This is a genomic window from Mesorhizobium sp. SEMIA396 (assembly GCF_024518615.1).
In the GTDB taxonomy this organism is placed as follows: Bacteria; Pseudomonadota; Alphaproteobacteria; order Rhizobiales; family Rhizobiaceae; genus Mesorhizobium.
The window spans coordinates 678,972-697,015 of the sequence record NZ_JANIFC010000002.1; the positions used below are offsets into that span (position 1 = coordinate 678,972).

The 18,044-nt window shown below is 64.4% G+C and carries 8 protein-coding genes; all 8 read left to right on the forward strand.

Annotated features, from left to right (window positions below):
- The first annotated feature begins 17 nt into the window (after positions 1 to 17).
- The 8 genes from hutI (at position 18) to NP503_RS08315 (ending at position 17,949) form a co-directional block, all read left to right on the forward strand.
- Positions 18 to 1,253 (forward strand): imidazolonepropionase, encoded by a 1,236-nt coding sequence (hutI, locus tag NP503_RS08280; RefSeq protein WP_127270706.1) that lies wholly within the window; start codon positions 18 to 20, stop codon positions 1,251 to 1,253.
- Positions 1,250 to 2,791, forward strand: a complete 1,542-nt coding sequence (gene hutH, locus NP503_RS08285) for a histidine ammonia-lyase (protein ID WP_127272589.1) — start codon at positions 1,250 to 1,252, stop codon at positions 2,789 to 2,791. Before hutI ends, hutH begins: the two co-directional genes overlap by 4 nt.
- Positions 2,791 to 3,609: an N-formylglutamate deformylase gene (gene hutG, locus NP503_RS08290; RefSeq protein WP_127270281.1), complete on the forward strand. Its 819-nt coding sequence runs from the start codon at positions 2,791 to 2,793 to the stop codon at positions 3,607 to 3,609. Before hutH ends, hutG begins: the two co-directional genes overlap by 1 nt.
- A gap of 26 nt (positions 3,610 to 3,635) precedes the next feature.
- Positions 3,636 to 5,306 carry a urocanate hydratase gene (gene hutU, locus NP503_RS08295; protein ID WP_127270282.1) on the forward strand — a complete coding sequence of 557 codons (1,671 nt, stop codon included), beginning with the start codon at positions 3,636 to 3,638 and terminating at the stop codon, positions 5,304 to 5,306.
- A gap of 12 nt (positions 5,307 to 5,318) precedes the next feature.
- The gene (locus NP503_RS08300) at positions 5,319 to 5,906 is read left to right on the forward strand and encodes a HutD family protein (protein WP_127270284.1); all 588 of its coding nucleotides are present in this window, start codon (positions 5,319 to 5,321) and stop codon (positions 5,904 to 5,906) included.
- Between the two features lie 267 nt (positions 5,907 to 6,173).
- Positions 6,174 to 14,756: a GH36-type glycosyl hydrolase domain-containing protein gene (locus NP503_RS08305; protein ID WP_127273139.1), complete on the forward strand. Its 8,583-nt coding sequence runs from the start codon at positions 6,174 to 6,176 to the stop codon at positions 14,754 to 14,756.
- 511 nt (positions 14,757 to 15,267) lie between these two features.
- Positions 15,268 to 17,049, forward strand: a complete 1,782-nt coding sequence (locus NP503_RS08310; protein WP_127267279.1) for a glucan ABC transporter ATP-binding protein/ permease — start codon at positions 15,268 to 15,270, stop codon at positions 17,047 to 17,049.
- Between the two features lie 138 nt (positions 17,050 to 17,187).
- Positions 17,188 to 17,949, forward strand: a complete 762-nt coding sequence (locus NP503_RS08315) for a heme ABC transporter permease (protein ID WP_127267278.1) — start codon at positions 17,188 to 17,190, stop codon at positions 17,947 to 17,949.
- Positions 17,950 to 18,044: the final 95 nt, after the last annotated feature.

An 18,044-nucleotide genomic window follows, 5' to 3' on the forward strand; every position in this document is an offset into this window, starting at 1 on the left:
TTGAAACGGAAAAGATGATGGCTGGACAGAGCAAAAGCCGGGCAGGGGATCTTCGTCTGTGGCGCAATGCGCGGCTAGCGACAATGGTCGACGGGTCTGCCGGACTTGGCGTCGTCGAACATGGCGCGGTCGCTGCGCGTGACGGCCGCATTGTCTATGCCGGCCTCGAGTCGGAGCTGCCCCCAACACTTGCCCAGGGCGCCGAGACGGTCGATTGCGAGGGCCGCTGGATCACGCCTGGCCTGATCGACTGCCACACCCATCTGGTCCATGCCGGCAACCGCGCGAACGAATTCGAGATGCGGCTGGCCGGCGCCACCTATGAAGAGGTCGCCCGGGCCGGCGGCGGCATTGTTTCGTCGGTCAAATCCTTGCGCGCCGCCAGCGAAGATGAACTGGTCACTCAATCGCTGCCGCGCCTCGATGCGCTGATCGCCGAAGGCGTGACCACCGTCGAGATCAAGTCCGGCTATGGCCTCGACCTCGAAAACGAGAAGAAGTCGCTGCGTGCCGCACGGCAGTTGGGCAACCAGCGGCCGGTGACAATCCGCACCACCTTCCTCGGCGCTCACGCGCTGCCGCCGGAAGCCAAGGGCGACAAGGACGCCTTTATCGATCTGGTCGCCAATGAGATTCTTCCAAAGATTGCCGCCGAGGGGCTGGCCGATGCGGTCGACGGGTTTTGCGAGGGCATCGCCTTTTCGCCGGAACAGATGGCGCGCGTCTTCGCTGCGGCAAAGGCGGCCGGCCTGCCGGTCAAGCTTCATGCCGACCAGCTGTCCAACCTGCATGGCGCCGAACTCGCCGCCCGTTACGGTGCGCTGTCGGCCGACCATCTCGAATACACCGATGATGCCGGTGCAGCGGCGATGGCCAAGGCCGGAACCGTGGCGACGATCTTGCCCGGCGCCTACTATTTCATTCGCGAAACCAAGAAGCCGCCGATCGGCCTGTTTCGCCAGCACGGCGTCAGGATGGCTGTCGCCACCGACAACAATCCCGGCACTTCGCCGCTGACCTCACTGCTTCTGACCATGAACATGGCCGCGACCCTGTTCGGCCTGACCGTCGATGAATGCCTTGCCGGCGTCACCCGGGAGGCCGCCCGCGCGCTTGGTTTGCTGGGAGAAACCGGCACGCTTGAGGTCGGAAAATCCACCGACCTGGCGATCTGGAACATCGAGCGCCCCGCCGAACTCGTCTATCGCATGGGCTTCAACCCGCTGCATGCCCGCATCTGGAGAGGACAATGACCGAACTGACCCTGAAGCCCGGCAATGCGACGCTGGCCGACTGGCGCGCCATCTATCGTGGCGCCGTGCCCAAGCTGGACAATGCCTGCCGGCCAAAGATCAAGGCGAGCGCCGAGGCTGTCGCCAGGATCGTTGCCAAGGGCGAGCCGGTCTATGGCATCAACACCGGCTTCGGCAAACTGGCCAGCGTCCGCATCCCGGCCGAGGATCTCGAGACCTTGCAGCGCAACATCGTCCTGTCGCACGCCGCCGGCGTCGGAGAGCCGATGCCGGTTGCTGTCTGCAGGCTGATGATGGCGCTGAAGCTCGCCAGCCTGGCGCAGGGCGCGTCGGGTGTGCGGCCGCAGACCATCGAGCTGCTCGAAGCGATGCTGGCCAACGACGTCATCCCGGTGGTGCCGGCGCAAGGTTCGGTCGGCGCCTCCGGCGACCTCGCCCCGCTGTCGCACATGACGGCGGTGATGATCGGCGTCGGCGAATGCTTCACCCCGCATGGCCGTTTCCCGGCCAAGGTCGCCTTCGTCTCGCATGGATTGGAACCGGTGACGCTGGGCGCCAAGGAGGGCCTGGCGCTGCTCAACGGCACCCAGTTTTCGACCGCCTATGCGCTGGCCGCCTTGTTCGAGGCCGAAGTGCTCTACCAATCGGCGCTGGTCGCTGGTGCCCTGTCGACCGACGCGGCAAAAGGGTCCGACGCCCCCTTCGATCCGCGCATCCATGTGCTGAGAAAGCATCCCGGCCAGATCGAGACGGCCGACGCCCTGCGCAATCTGATGGCCGGCAGCGCCATCCGTGAATCGCATCGGGTTGGCGACGAACGCGTGCAGGATCCGTATTGCCTGCGCTGCCAGCCGCAGGTCATGGGCGCCGCACTCACCGTGCTGCGCCAGGCGGCCGACACGCTGGGCACCGAAGCCAATGGCGTCACCGACAATCCGCTGATCTTCGCCGAGGATGACACCGCGCTTTCCGGCGGCAATTTCCACGCCGAGCCGGTGGCCTTCGCCGCCGACATGATCGCGCTCGCCATCTGCGAGATCGGCTCGCTGTCGGAACGCCGCATCGCCATGCTCGTCGATCCGGCACTGTCCGGCATGCCGGCCTTCCTGACGCCGAAGCCCGGCCTGAACTCCGGCTTCATGATCCCGCAGGTGACGGCGGCGGCGCTCGTTTCGGAGAACAAGCAGAAAGCCTATCCGGCCAGCGTCGATTCGATCCCCACCTCGGCAAACCAGGAAGACCATGTTTCGATGGCCGCGCACGGTGCGCGCCGGCTGATCGGGATGGTCGAGAACGCCACCGCCGTGATCGGCATCGAATTGCTGGCCGCGGCCCAAGGCTGCGATTTCCATGCGCCGCTGGCCTCGAGCGACGCCCTGGAGGCAGTGCGTAAGCTGGTCCGGGCCGAAGTGCCGCATCTCGACAATGACCGCCATTTCCACCCCGATATGGAAAAAGCCATCGCCATGGTGCGCAGCGGTGCGACCATCGTGGCCGCCGGCGGCGTGGCTCTGCCGTCGATTTCCGGAGCGATGTGATGGCAAGCGCGCCCTGGCTGACGGTCACGCCCGGCACAGCCCCGTTGCTGGTGTCGATCCCGCACACCGGCATCGACCTCGCCGGCCTTGAGAATCGGCTGGTCTCGCCCTGGCTCGGCCGCCGCGACTGCGATTGGTGGATCGATAATCTCTATGACTTTGCTGCCGGCCTCGGGGCGACGGTGGTGCACACCGCGATCTCGCGCACCGTCATCGACGTCAACCGCGATCCCTCCGGCGCCTCGCTTTACCCCGGCCAGGCGACGACCGGCCTTTGCCCGACCGAGACTTTCGATGGCGATCCGCTCTATCGCGAGGGCGAAGAACCGGGGCCGTCGGAGATCGACGAGCGTCGCGAGAAATTCTTCGTGCCCTACCATGCCGCCTTGCAGGTCGAGATCGACCGGTTGCGTGGCCTGCACGAAAAGATCGTCCTCTATGACTGCCACTCGATCCGTTCAGTGATGCCGCGCCTGTTTGAAGGCACGCTGCCGGTTTTCAACCTCGGCACCAATGACGGCAGGAGCGCCGATCCGACGCTGCAGGCGATGGTCGGCCAGATCATGGCCGAAACCGGTGAAACCTTTGTCATCAACGGCCGCTTCAAGGGCGGCTGGATCACACGCCATTTCGGCCAGCCGCAACAAGGCGTGCATGCGCTGCAGATGGAACTCTCCAATCGCGGCTATATGCGCGAGCCCGATGGCAAGGGTACGCCGGACAACTGGCCGGTGCCTTACGATGCCGAGTTTGCCGCACCGATCCGCGCCACGCTGCGGAAAATCCTCGAGACTGCGACGTCCTGGGCGCGCGTCTGACATCAGGCCTTTTATGGAGTGACGCCATGAACAATCCTCGCCACAACATCCGCGAAGTCCGCAGCCCGCGCGGCACCGAAATCAGCGCGCGCTCCTGGCTGACGGAAGCGCCGCTGCGCATGCTGATGAACAATCTCGACCCGGATGTTGCCGAAAATCCCAACGAGCTGGTCGTCTATGGCGGCATCGGCCGGGCGGCGCGCACCTGGAACGACTTTGACCGCATCGTCGCCTCCTTGAGGACGCTGGCCGATGACGAGACTTTGCTGGTCCAGTCCGGCAAGCCGGTTGGCGTGTTCCGGACCCACCCGGACGCCCCGCGCGTGCTGATCGCCAACTCCAATTTGGTGCCGCACTGGGCGAATTGGGAAAAGTTCAACGAGCTCGATAAGAAGGGCCTGATGATGTACGGCCAGATGACGGCCGGCTCGTGGATCTACATCGGCACGCAAGGCATCGTGCAAGGCACCTACGAGACCTTCGTCGAGGCCGGCCGCCAGCACTATGGCGGCAATCTCAAGGGAAAATGGATACTGACCGGCGGTCTCGGCGGCATGGGTGGCGCCCAGCCGCTCGCCGCCGTCATGGCCGGCGCCTGCTGCCTGGCGATCGAATGCAACCCGGACTCGATCGATTTCCGCCTGCGCACCCGCTACGTCGACGAGCGCGCCGACACGCTCGACGAGGCGCTGGAAAAGATCGAACGCTGGACCAAGGCCGGGGAGGCGAAGTCGGTCGGCCTGCTTGGCAATACGGCCGACATCGTGCCGGAGATGTTCAGGCGTGGCATTCGCCCCGATATGGTCACCGATCAGACCTCGGCGCATGATCCCATCAACGGCTACCTGCCGAAGGGCTGGACGATGGCCGAGTGGCGCGAGAAGCGCGTCAGCGACCCCAAGGCGGTCGAGAAGGCGGCACGCGCCTCGATGCGCGAACATGTCGAGGCGATGGTGGCGTTCTGGAACGCCGGCGTGCCGACGCTCGACTACGGCAACAACATCCGCCAGGTGGCCAAGGAGGAGGGGTTCGAGAACGCCTTTGCCTTCCCCGGTTTCGTGCCGGCCTATATCCGTCCGCTGTTCTGCCGCGGCATCGGGCCGTTCCGCTGGGCAGCCCTTTCCGGCGATCCTGAGGATATCTACAAGACCGACGCCAAGGTGCGCGAACTGACGCCCGGCAACACCCATCTGCACAACTGGCTCGACATGGCGCGCGAGCGCATCGCCTTCCAGGGCCTGCCGGCGCGCATCTGCTGGGTCGGCCTTGGCGACCGCCACAGGCTCGGACTCGCTTTCAACGAGATGGTGGCCAAGGGTGAGCTGAAGGCGCCTGTCGTCATCGGCCGCGATCACCTCGATTCCGGCTCGGTCGCCTCGCCGAACCGCGAAACGGAATCCATGAAGGACGGCTCGGACGCTGTCTCCGATTGGCCGCTGCTCAACGCGTTGCTCAACACGGCGTCCGGCGCCACCTGGGTGTCGCTGCACCATGGCGGCGGCGTCGGCATGGGTTTCTCGCAGCACGCCGGCATGGTCATCGTCGCCGACGGCACGCCGGACGCCGCAAGGCGCCTGGAGCGGGTGTTGTGGAACGACCCGGCGACCGGTGTCATGCGCCACGCCGATGCCGGCTACGAAATCGCCGTCGAATGCGCCAAGGAGCACCAGCTCAATTTGCCCGGCATTCTCGGCTGATTGGCTGAGCCGATGCGTGTTCTGCGGGCAGCCGAATACCGGTCGATGCCGTGGAAGAACGGCGGCGGCGTGACGACGGAAATCGCCGTCTCGCCCACGGGTGCCGGGTTCGACGATTTCGACTGGCGCGTCTCGATGGCGCGTGTCGAATTGAGCGGGCCGTTCTCGCAATTCGCCGGCATCGATCGCACCCTTGCCGTGCTCGAAGGCGAGGGCATCGTCCTCGAGATTGCCGGCCACCCGCCGACATCCATAAACAGGACGACCGCCCTGTTTTCTTTCCCGGCCGACGTGCAGACCTCGGCTGCGCTGATCGGCGGGCCGATCACCGATCTCAATGTCATGACCCGCCGAAGCCGGGTGACGCATTCGGTCGAACGCCTGGTGATTTCGGCCCCCGTGGAAGTCCGGACTGAAGCCGGCACAACGCTCATCCTATGCTTGGACGGCGACGTCAGCGTGCCCGCCGCTGAACCGGTCCGCCTCGGTCCGCTCGACACGCTGCTGTCCGGTCCGGTCAGCACCGGCCTGCTCGTCCAACCCGCCCATGAGGCAACGCTGTTCGTGATCCGGATCGGCTCTGTCGCCGGCAACGATTAACGCTTGTTTCCAAACATGATCGCGGCACCGGCGAAATATAGCGTAAGCTGCTGGCGGCATCACGAAAAAGCCTGAATCCTCTCCGCCGATCTGGCCTGGCGGGAAGTGGGGTGCTTGTCTTTGAGTTTTGCTGAGAGACGACGCCCTGTCGTGGTGCGGAAACAAACTTTCGGCAAGTGGGGTTTATGCAACCAATTGCATTTGAACCGGTTTTAGGGCCATTGCCGTGGCGGTGACGCCGCTCAGTGCCCGCTTACGGAATTTTCAATGAATATTCAGACGAATCCTGCCCAAATCGAGAAGACAAGCGCGAGCTTCCCGGCCATCACGGAAGAGCCGATTCGATCCAACTTTCTGCCCGAAGAGCGTCTTCGTGTGCTTGGCGAAAGCCTGGCAAAAGGCGACCTCACGGATCTGTTCGGCCTGACGCCCTTCGATTTTCAGGCCCGTATCCGGGACAGCGCCAAGAAGATTTTGGAAGTCTATCGGTCGACCAATGCGGCGCAGGCGAGGGGCGAGACGATCACGCCGGCGGCACAATGGCTGCTCGACAACAATTACCTGGTCGAAGAGACCATTTTCCAGGTCAAGCGCGACCTGCCGCGCCGCTTCTATCGCCAGTTGCCGACCTTGAAACTGCCTGACGGCGGCAGCGTGCCGCGCGCGCTGGCGCTGGCGTGGACCTATGTCGCGCATTCGGACAGTTCCGTTTCGGCGACGATGTTCAAGTCCATCGTCCAGGGTTTTCAGTCGGTCGAGCCGCTGAAGATCGGCGAGCTCTGGGCGCTGCCTTCGCTGTTGCGCTTCGTCCTGATCGAAAATCTCCGCCGGCTGGCCGTCAGGGTCAATCGCACCCGCCAGATGCGCCAGATCGCCAACGATGTGGCCGACAAGGTCCTGGCGACCGACGACAGCGCCGACCGGCAGTCGATCCTGTCCAATTTCAGCGCGCATGCGCAGGACACCACCTTCGCCACCCAACTGCTCTACCGCCTGCGCGATGGATCGCAGAATGCCGGCAAGGCTCTGGAATGGCTGGAAGGCGAGCTCGAAAAGACCGGCTCCGATGCTGAGGAAATCATCATTTCCGAACATCACACGCTGTCCAGCGGCAATGTGACGACGGGCAACATCATCCGCGGCCTGCGCCTCATCAACGACGTCGACTGGACGGTGTGGTTCGAAGGCGTCAGCCGCATCGACACCGTGCTGCGCGAGCGCACCGATTTCGCCGCGCTCGACTTCTTCTCGCGTGACCAGTACCGGACCGCGATCGAGGAATTGGCGCGCCGTTCGAACCTTTCGGAATATCGCGTCGCCGAGAAGGCTATCGAGTTGGCCGGCCACGCCGCCAGCGATGGCGACGGAGACGTGGTTTTAACCGGGCCCGCCCACACCGATGTCGGCTTCTTTCTCGTCGGCCCACGCCGGCTCGAGCTGGAGAAGGCGATCGGCTATCGACCCACCATCAGCCAGACAGTCAAGCGTGCCTTCCGCAAGACCGGGTGGCTCGGCATCGTCGTACCGGTATTTGCGCTGACGGCGCTGCTTCTCGTTCTCTCCGGCAATGCCCTTGCCAATCTCGGCCTGTCGGTGCCCTCGATCGTCCTGATGCTGGCGCTTTTTGCCGTGCCGGCCAGCGAGGGCGCGCTTGCCTTCTTCAACACGGTCGTATCGCTGTTCCTGAAACCGACGCGTCTTGTCGGTTATGATTACCGGCACGGCGTGCCGCCCGAGGCGCGCACGCTGGTGGTGGTGCCGTCGCTGATCGGCTCGCGCGACGATGTCGAGGAAAACATCCGCAACATCGAGGTGCATCATCTCGCCAATACGGCCGATGAAATCCATTTCGCGCTGCTGTCGGACTGGCCGGACTCGAAGACCGAGATCGATGCGGCCGACACCGAAATCCTCGAATTCGCCCGTGCCGAGATCGCTCGTCTCAACGCCCGCTATCCGTCCGAAGGCGCGCCGCGTTTCTACATCCTGCACCGGCGCCGGCTCTTCAACGCGGCGCAAGGGGCCTGGATGGGCTGGGAGCGCAAGCGCGGCAAGCTGCACGAGCTCGATCTTCTGCTGCGCGGCGACAGCGACACCACGTTCCTGCCGCTCGACGTGCCGCTGCCGGAGAACGTCGTCCATGTGATGACGCTCGATGCCGACACGCGCACCACCCGTGACGCGGTCGCCACCCTCGTAGGCAAGCTCTGCCACCCGCTCAACCGGCCGCATTTCGATGCCAGCAAGCGCGTCGTCACCGCCGGCTACGCGATCCTGCAGCCGCGCATCACCGCGTCGCTGACATCAGGCGACGATGCGTCGTTCTTCCAGCGGGTGTTTTCGGCCAATCGCGGCCTCGACCCTTATGTCTTTGCCGTGTCCGATCTCTATCAGGACGTCTTCGGCGACGGCTCCTTCACCGGCAAGGGCCTTTATCACGTCGACGCCTTCGAGGCCGCCCTGCAGGGCCGCATCGAGGAAAACACCATCCTCAGCCATGATCTGCTGGAAGGCGCGCTGGCGCGCGCGGCGCTGGTCACCGACGTCGAACTGGTTGAGGACTATCCGACCCGCTACTCGGTCGACGCCTCGCGCCACCATCGCTGGGCGCGCGGCGACTGGCAGTTGCTTGGCTTCATGCTCGATCCGCGCTCCGGCGTGCCGGCGCTGTCGCGCTGGAAGATGATCGACAATCTGCGCCGCTCGCTGACGCCGATCTTCTGGGTGATGGCGGCGATCGCCGGCTGGACGCTGCTGCCCTTCACGCAGGCCGCGCAATGGCAGGCCCTGCTGATCCTCAGCCTGTTCATGGCGCCGACATTCGATATCGTCAACGCCATCCTGCCCAAGAGCGGCGACCAGACGCCACGCGGCCATTTCTCGGCTCTGGCGCGCGACGTCGCCTTCGGTACCGCCATGGTGGCGCTGAAGATCGTGCTGATGGCGCACAATGCCTGGATGATGGGCGATGCCATCGTGCGTACGCTCTACCGGCTGTTCGTCAGCCGCCAGAACCTTTTGGAATGGCGCACCGCCTCGCAGGCGCACAAGGCGGGCGACAACGATGTCGGATCGTATTACGGCATGATGTATGGCGCCGTGATCATCGGCTTCGTCGGCCTTGCCATTCCGGTGCTGGCCGATTCGACCGGCGCCTTCGTCGCCTTCTTCTTCGCCCTGTTCTGGATTGGCTCGCCGGCCATCGCCAGCTGGATCAGCCGTTCGGCCGAAACCGAGGATCGGCTGCGCATATCGCAGGCCGACATCCATACGTTGCGCACGGTGGCGCGGCGCACATGGCACTATTTCGAAAGCTTCGTAACGGCAGAGCATCACCATCTGCCGCCGGACAATTTCCAGGAAAGCCCGGCGCCGGTGGTGGCGCCGCGCACCTCACCGACCAACATCGGCGTCTACCTGCTGTCCGTCGTTTCCGCCCGCGACTTCGGCTGGATCAGCCTGTCCGACGCCATCACCCGCATCGACGCCACCATGGCGACGATCGAGGGCATGCCGCGTGAGCGCGGTCACCTCTTCAACTGGTACGACACGACGACACTGAAGCCGCTCTATCCGCTCTACATCTCGGCTGTCGACAGCGGCAATCTCGCTGGCCATCTGGTGGCGGTGGCTGCGGCCTGCGCCGAATGGGCCGAAGCACCTTCCGTCCATCTCCAGGGCGATTTCGAAGGCATTCTCGACACGGTCACCATCCTCAGCGAAAGCCTCGATGATCTGCCCGACGACCGCCGTCAGTTGCGCCCGCTGCGCCAGCGTCTCGCCGACCGCCTCGACGGCATGCGGCGCGCTGTCGACACGATCAAGGCGCAGCCCGAAATGGCGTCGATCCGCACCATCAACCTGGCTGTGCTGGCCGGCGAGATCCGCAAATTGGCCACCGCCATCCATACCGAGGCGGTGTCGCCCCAGAGCGACGTCATCGTCGACTGGGCGGCAAGGCTGGAAGCCACCTGCGAAGCGCACGTCCATGACGCGCACAGCGACGACAATGCCGTCGAGGCGCTGCGTGCCAAGCTGCTCACCTTGCGCGAGCGCACGCGCCGTTACGCCTTCGAGATGGATTTCTCCTTCCTGATGCGGCCGGAGCGCAAGCTGTTGTCGATCGGCTACCGGGTCGAGGAACACCAGCTCGACGAGAGCTGCTACGACCTTCTGGCTTCCGAAGCCCGGCTGACCAGCCTGTTCGCCATCGCCAAGGGCGACCTGCCGACCGAGCACTGGTTCCGGCTTGGCCGGCCGATCGTCGAAATCGGTTTCCAGGGCGCCCTGATGTCCTGGTCCGGCTCGATGTTCGAATATCTGATGCCGCCGCTGGTGATGAAGGAGCCGCAGGGCTCGATCCTCAACCAGACCAGCAAGCTGATCATCAAACGCCAGATCCAGTATGGCCGCCAGAAGAACGTGCCGTGGGGCATCTCGGAGGCCGCCTACAATGCGCGCGACCGCGAACTGACCTACCAATATACCAATTTCGGCGTTCCAGGCCTCGGGCTGAAGCGCGGCCTTGGCCAGAACACGGTGATCGCGCCTTACGCCACCATACTGGCGGCCCAGTTCAATCCGCGTGAAGCCGTGCTGAATCTCTCCCGTTTGCGGGAGATCGGGGCGCTCGGCCGCCACGGCTACTACGATGCCGTCGACTTCACGCCGCAGCGCGTGCCGGAAGGCACGGATCATGTCGTCGTCCAGAACTACATGGCCCACCATTCGGGCATGTCGATCGCGGCGGTTGCCGACGCCATCTTCGAAGGTCGCATGCGCGACCGCTTCCACAGCGATCCGGTCATCGAATCGGCCGAACTCTTGCTGCAGGAGAGGGCGCCGCGCGACATCCCGACCGCGACCGTCAGGACCGAGGCCGACGAACGCTCCAAGGACGAGACCGAGGTCGACAGCCCCGACACCCGCATCGTGCTCAATCCGCTGCAGTCGCTGCGGTCGACCAACGTCATGTCGAACGGCCGCTATTCGGTGATGGTCACCGCGACCGGCTCGGGCTACAGCCGCTGGGGCGATCTCTCCGTCACGCGCTGGCAGCCGGATCCGACCGAGGACCGGCTCGGCTCCTACATCTTCCTGCGTGACGCAGGCTCAGGCGACTGGTGGTCGGCTACAGCCGAACCGAAGCGCGCCGCCGAGGAAAAGGCGCAGACCTTGTTCTCCGACGACAAGGCGAGCTTCGTCAAATCCGTGGGCACGTTGCGCTCCGAGGTCGAATGCATTGTCATCTCGGAAGGCAATGGCGAGGGCCGTCGGGTCACGCTCTACAATGACGGTCCGTCCGACCGTCACATCGAAGTGACCTCCTTTGCCGAACTGGTGCTCGGCCTGGAGGCGTCCGACAACGCGCATCCGGCATTCTCGAAGATGTTCGTGGAAACCGAAATCTCTGCCAACAACGCGGCGATCTTCGCCACGCGGCGCAAGCGCGAGACCAGCGAGCCCGATATCGCCATGGTGCATTTCGTCACCGATCCGTCCGGATCGGCGCGCGATGCCGAGGCCGAGACCGACAGGCGCGCCTTCATCGGCCGTGGCCGTACCATCGTCGATGCGGCCGCTTTCGACCCGGGCGCCAGGCTGGGCGGCCATTCAGGCTTTACGCTTGATCCCGTCGCCTCGCTGCGCCGCCAGGTGCGCGTGCCGGCCAACAAGAAGATATCGCTGACCTTCTGGACCGTCGTCGGCGCTGGCCGCACCGAGCTGGACGAAGCCATCGCCCGCCTCGACCATCCGGAGAGCTTTGCCCGCCAGGCCATGCTTGCCTGGACGCGCAGCCAGGTGCAGACCCGCCATATGGGCCTCAGTCTGACCGATGCCGCCAATGTGCAGAAGCTGGCGCGCTATCTGATCTATCCGGATCCGTTCCTGCGTCTTCCCGCTGAATCCATCGCCTCGGGGCTGGGCAAGCAGTCGAGCCTGTGGCCGACAAGCATTTCCGGCGATTTCCCGATCTTCCTGGTCAGGATCGGCGACGTCGCCGATCTCGAAATCGTTGCCCAGGCGCTGCGTTTCCAGGAATATATGCGCACCCGCGGCATGATGATCGACTTCGTCGTCGTCAACGAGCAGGCGTCCTCCTATGTCCAGGACCTGCAGCGGGCGGTCGAGACGCTGTGCGAAAACAGCCGCCTGCGCGGCAAGGAGCTCGGACCTCGCCAGCACATATTCGCGGTGCGCCGCGATCTCATGGACGAAACCACCTACAAGACGCTGCTCGCTGTCGCCCGGGTGGTCCTGCACACGCGCAACGGCACCATCTTCGACCAGATCGAGCGCGCCGAGGCCGCGGCTCTGCAGGCGCGCGACGCTCTGGCAGCATTGCCAATTCCGCGTGAATTGCCGTCGCCGACACCCACGACGCATACTCCTGCCTCGCAGGCAGTGGCCAATGTCAGCGCTGATGGAAGCGGTCTCAGCCAGTGGAACGGCTTTGGCGGTTTCGACGGCGACGGGCGGCATTATGTCGTGCGCCTGGCCGGCCGGCGCACGACGCCGCAGCCGTGGATCAACGTCGTCTCCAACGCCTCGTTCGGCTTCCATACCTCCGCCGAGGGCGCTGCCTTCACCTGGAGCCGAAACAGCCGCGACTACCAGTTGACGCCGTGGTCGAATGATCCGGTCTCGAACCGGCCGGGCGAGGGCCTCTATATCTACGATCAGGCCAGCGGCAAGGCATTCTCGCCGCTCGCTGCCGTGGTGCGCGATCCCACGATGACCTACGAGGCTTGGCACGGCCAGGGTTTCTCGACCTTCCGCTCGAAGCGCGGACCATTGTCGATGGATCTCACCCATGTCGTCGATCCGGTCGATCCGCTGAAGATCTCGCGGCTGCGCATCCAGAATTCCGGCTCGGTGCCGGCGCGGCTGCGTGTCTATGCCTATGCCGAATGGGTGCTCGGCGGGCACCGGTCGCGCACTGCGGCAACCATCGTCCCGTCGCGGGATGCCGCCAGCGGGGCGCTGCTGGCACAAAACCCCTACGGGCTGGATTTCGGCGAGCGCGTTGCATTCCTCGCGGCTGACGGCGGCGTTCATTCGGTGACGACAGACCGGACGGAGTTCCTGGGCCGGCATGGCTCCAGCGAGCTGCCGCAGGCGGTGCTGAGTGGTGCAGCGCTGTCTGGCCGTGTCGAGGCCGGCGACGATCCATGCGCGGCGATTGCCCGCGACGTCGAGATCCCGGCTGGCGGCGACGTGACGCTGCTCTGGCTGCTCGGTGACGCCGAGTCCGCCGAGGAGGCGAGCGCGCTGGTGCAGGAGCATAAGGTCAAGGACTTCGACCAGCGGTTGGCCGACAATGAGCGCGAATGGCGCGGCTTCCTCGACACCATCCAGGTCGAGACGCCTGACAAGGCGCTCGACGCCATGGTCAATCACTGGCTGCCCTATCAGAGCCTGGCCTGCCGCATCCGTGCCCGCTCCGCCTTCTATCAGGCCAGCGGTGCCTTCGGCTTCCGCGACCAGTTGCAGGATACGCTGGCGCTGCTGGCGCATGACCCGCAACTGGCGCGCGACCAGATCCTCAATGCGGCACGGCGGCAGTTCCCCGAAGGCGACGTGCAGCACTGGTGGCTGCCGCGCACGGGTGCTGGCGTACGCACGCTGATCTCCGATGACGTGGTCTGGCTTGCCCACGCCACGGCGCGCTATTTGCTGGTCACCGGCGATGCCACCATCCTCAAGGAGCAATTGGCGTTCATCGATGGACAGCCGCTGGGCGAGGGCGAACACGATGCCTTCTTCACCCCGGAAATCTCGAAGAAGACGGCGTCGCTCTACGACCATTGCGCGCGTGCGCTCGATCTCGCCATCAAGCGCAGCAGCCCCGCGGGCCTGCCGCTGATCCTCGGCGGCGACTGGAACGACGGCATGAACCGCGTTGGCGAGCACGGCAAGGGCGAGAGCGTCTGGCTCGGCTGGTTCCTGCTGAAGACGCTGGGCGATTTCGCCCCCGTCGCCAAGGCCGAGGGCGATGCCAAGCGAGCACAGGCCTGGGCAAAGCATGCCGATGTGCTGAAGCGGGCGCTTGAGAGCACCGCATGGGACGGCGAATGGTACCGGCGCGGCAGTTTCGACGACGGCACCCCTTTGGGGTCTCGCAACTCGCAGGAGTGCAAGATCGACTCGATCGCCCAGTCCTGGAGCGTGCTTTCGGGAGAGGGCGATCCGGCACGGTCGACCACCGCGATGGAGCAAGCAACGAAGCTGCTTGTGGACGACAAGCTGAAGATCGTCAAACTGTTCACGCCGCCCTTCTCGAAGACGGAGAAGGACCCGGGTTACATCAAGAGCTATCCGCCCGGCGTGCGCGAGAATGGCGGCCAGTACACCCATGCCGCCACATGGTTCGTCATCGCGCTCGCCGAGATGGGGCAGGTCGACGAGGCCTATCGCTGTTTCTCGATGCTGAACCCCGTCAACCATGCGACCGACGAGGCCACGGCCGAGCACTATCGTGTCGAGCCCTATGTCGTGGCGGCCGATATCTATGCCGGGGACGACACTGCCGGCAACGGCAAGGGCGGCCGTGGCGGCTGGACCTGGTACACCGGCTCTGCCGGCTGGCTCTACAGGGCTGCTGTCGAAGGCATCCTGGGCATCGAGCGGCGCGGCAAGCGTGTCCAGTTCAAGCCGAAGCTGCCGAGCCACTGGGACGGCTACTCGGCAAATCTCAAAATGCTGGGGGCGGAACTCAAGGTTCGCGTCATCCGCGACAATAAGGCCAAGGCCGTGTCGCTGGAGGTGAATGGGACAAAGGCCAAGGGTTCGGCAGTCGAACTGAAGGACGGCGAAGTTGCCGAGGTGGTCATCCGGATCCCGGCTTGATGCATGTGCTCAAAAACTATGCGCTCGGGCCTGGGATCCGGGGCGCGACTTTTGCCGCCGCGGCGGGATGAGAGGCACCGTCCCGCCTGGCGTTGCCGCCTGCCGATTGAAGGACATGCCACCGAGGAGTGCATGAAATCAAAGGCTTGAGGCGTCCGATAGGGGGCGCCACGAGCAGTGAGAGTTGGCCCTTCCTTCGCATGGAGGGGCATCATGCAGCTTTGTTTCGTTCTATACTTCACTGAAGGCGATTTCGGCCTTAGTCATCCGTCCGACATTGTTGCTGACTAAAATTGTGGCAGCACGTGCCAACTGCCATGATTTCGCCGCATGCCTGACATTTTACCTGTCTTCTCAAACCGTTAGGTGATCACGGCAGATTTCGGAACGTCGCCATCTTTTGTTCGCTCTAAGGGAACTGAAGGGGTACACGGCCATTGTTTTGCGACGTATCAACCGGTACGAATAAAATGATGCAGTGCACAATAAACAGCGTGGCGGAGTAACTGGGGTGACCCTTCTGCAAATCTACTGGCGAGCTCTCGGTTATCTGGCCGCGGACAGGAAACGCGTTGCGTTGATCTGTTCGGCCAACGTGGCTCTCGCCATCGTAGCGCTTCTCGAGCCGATTATGTTCGGTCGCGTCATCGGCGCCATCTCCGAGCGTGGCTCTGTCTTCACCACGCTGGTCATGTGGGCCGGTCTCGGCGCCTTCAACATCGTTGCTTTCGTCATGGTGGCGCGCGGCGCTGACCGTTTTGCCCATGCCCGGCGCAGCGAAGTGCTTTGCGAGTCCTTCGAGCGCGTGATCACCATGCCGCTCGCCTGGCACCATCAGCACGGCACCTCCAATGCGCTGCATACGATGCTGCGCGCCGTCGAAACCCTGTTCAGCCTTTGGCTCGAATTCATGCGCCAGCATCTGTCCACGGCTGTCGCCCTCGTACTGCTGGTTCCGACCGCGATCAGCATGGACCTGCGCATGTCGCTGGTGCTGCTTGGCCTCGGGCTGCTCTATGTCGGCATCGGCCGGATGGTCATGCGCCGCACCAAGGCGGGCCAGGCCGCGGTCGAGCGCCACTACCACAAGGTGTTCGCGCATGTGACCGACTCGGTCAGCAACGTTGCGGTGCTGCAGAGCTACAATCGCCTCGGCCACGAGGCCGATACGCTGCGCCGCTACGTTAAGAACCTGCTCGACGCGCAGAACCCTGTTCTCGACTGGTGGGCGCTGGCCAATGCCTTGCACCGTCTGTCATCGGCAATCTCGATGCTGATCGTGTTGTCGATCGGCTCCTATCTCGTCACTCGTGGTCAGTTGGGTGTCGGCGACGTCATTGCCTTCACCGGTTTTGCCACGATGCTGATCGCTCGCCTCGACCAGATGTCGGCTTTCGCAAACCAGATTTCCGAGGCCCGTGCCAAGCTCGAGGATTTCTACCATCTCGAGGACTCCGCGGCTGATGCCGCCGAGCCGGACGGCCTGCGCGATCTTGCCAACGTCACCGGCCATGTCCGCTTCGAGAATGTCGGCTTCGAATTCGCCAATTCCGGCCAAGGCATCGACGACGTGTCCTTCGAGGTGCAGGCCGGCCAGACCGTCGCCATCGTGGGCCCGACGGGCGCCGGCAAGACCACGCTCATCAACCTGCTGCAGCGTGTCTTCTCGCCGTCCCATGGCCGTATCCTGATCGACGGCATCGACACCCGCACCGTGACCCGCAAGTCGGTGCGCCATTCGATTGCCACCGTGTTCCAGGATGCTGGGCTGCTCAACCGCTCGATCGAGGACAACATCCGTGTTGGCCGCGCCGATGCAAGCAATGACGAGATCCATGCCGCCGCCAATGCGGCTGCCGCACAGGACTTCATCCTGTCGAAGAGCAATGGTTACGACACGGTGGTTGGCGAACGTGGCGGGCAGCTCTCGGGCGGCGAACGTCAGCGCATCGCCATTGCCCGCGCCGTGCTGAAGGACGCACCGATCCTGGTGCTCGACGAGGCGACCAGCGCGCTCGACGTCGAGACCGAGGACCGCGTCAAGGAAGCGATCGACGAGCTGCGCCGCGACCGCACGACCTTCATCATCGCCCACCGCCTGACCACCGTTCGCGACGCCGATCTGGTCGTGTTCATGGACAAGGGCAGGGTGGTCGAGATGGGCGGCTTCACCGAGCTGTCGCTGCGCAATGGCCGCTTCGCCAGCCTGCTGCGCGCCGGCGGCCTGCTCAACGACGAGGAGGTTCGCCGCCTCAGCCGCACCGTGCAGCAACAGCAGGAAGCGGCTGCCTGAGCCTCTTTCTTTTACCTCCCCCTTGTGGGGAGGTCGGACCGTAGGTCCGGGTGAGAGTACAGGCACGGCCGCCCCAATTGCGTCTGCGACACCACCGCTCGATTGCCCCAAACGCGTTGGCGGTTTATGTAGAACCGCATGAGCGACACGACTTCACGCCTGACCGGCTGGATGGATCTCGCCAACCCGACGCGCTTCGTCGGGCTGGCGGACAAGGTCGTGCCATGGCTGGCCACGATCGCCACACTGATCCTCGCCGTGGGGCTCTATATGAGCTTCGCCGCGCCTGAGGATTTCCAGCAGGGCATCACCGTCCGCATCATGTATATCCACGTGCCTTTCGCCTGGCTCGCCATGATGTGCTACACGCTGATGGCGGTCTCGGCGCTCGGCACGCTCGTCTGGCGGCATCCGTTGGCCGATGTCGCGCTGAAATCCGCAGCGCCCATCGGCGCCGTCTTCACCGCGCTGGCGCTGATCACCGGTTCGATCTGGGGCAAGCCGATGTGGGGCACCTGGTGGGTCTGGGATGCTCGGCTGACTTCGGTGTTCGTGCTGCTCCTGATGTATCTCGGCATCATCGCGCTGACCCGCGCGCTCGACGATGCCAGCCGCGCCGCCTGGGCCGCGGCCATCATCACGCTGGTAGGCTTCATCAACATCCCGATCATCAAGTTCTCGGTCGACTGGTGGAACACGCTGCATCAGCCGGCCTCGGTGTTCCGCATGGGCGGCTCCACCATCGACCCCAGCCTGCTATGGCCGCTGCTGGTGATGGCGCTCGGCTTCACCGTGCTGTTCTTCGCGCTGCACCTGATGGCGATGCGCACCGAAATCCGCCGCCGCCGGGTGATTGCCATGAGACGGGTCGCGGCTAGGCAGGCAGAGAGACGCGATTAGGTTTCCCCCTCTCGCCGCTCGAATTGCGACCAGCAGCAACCTTACTCCTGCTTTCGCCTGAACAATGCTGCTGTGTTGCTGTATAGCAACGAGGT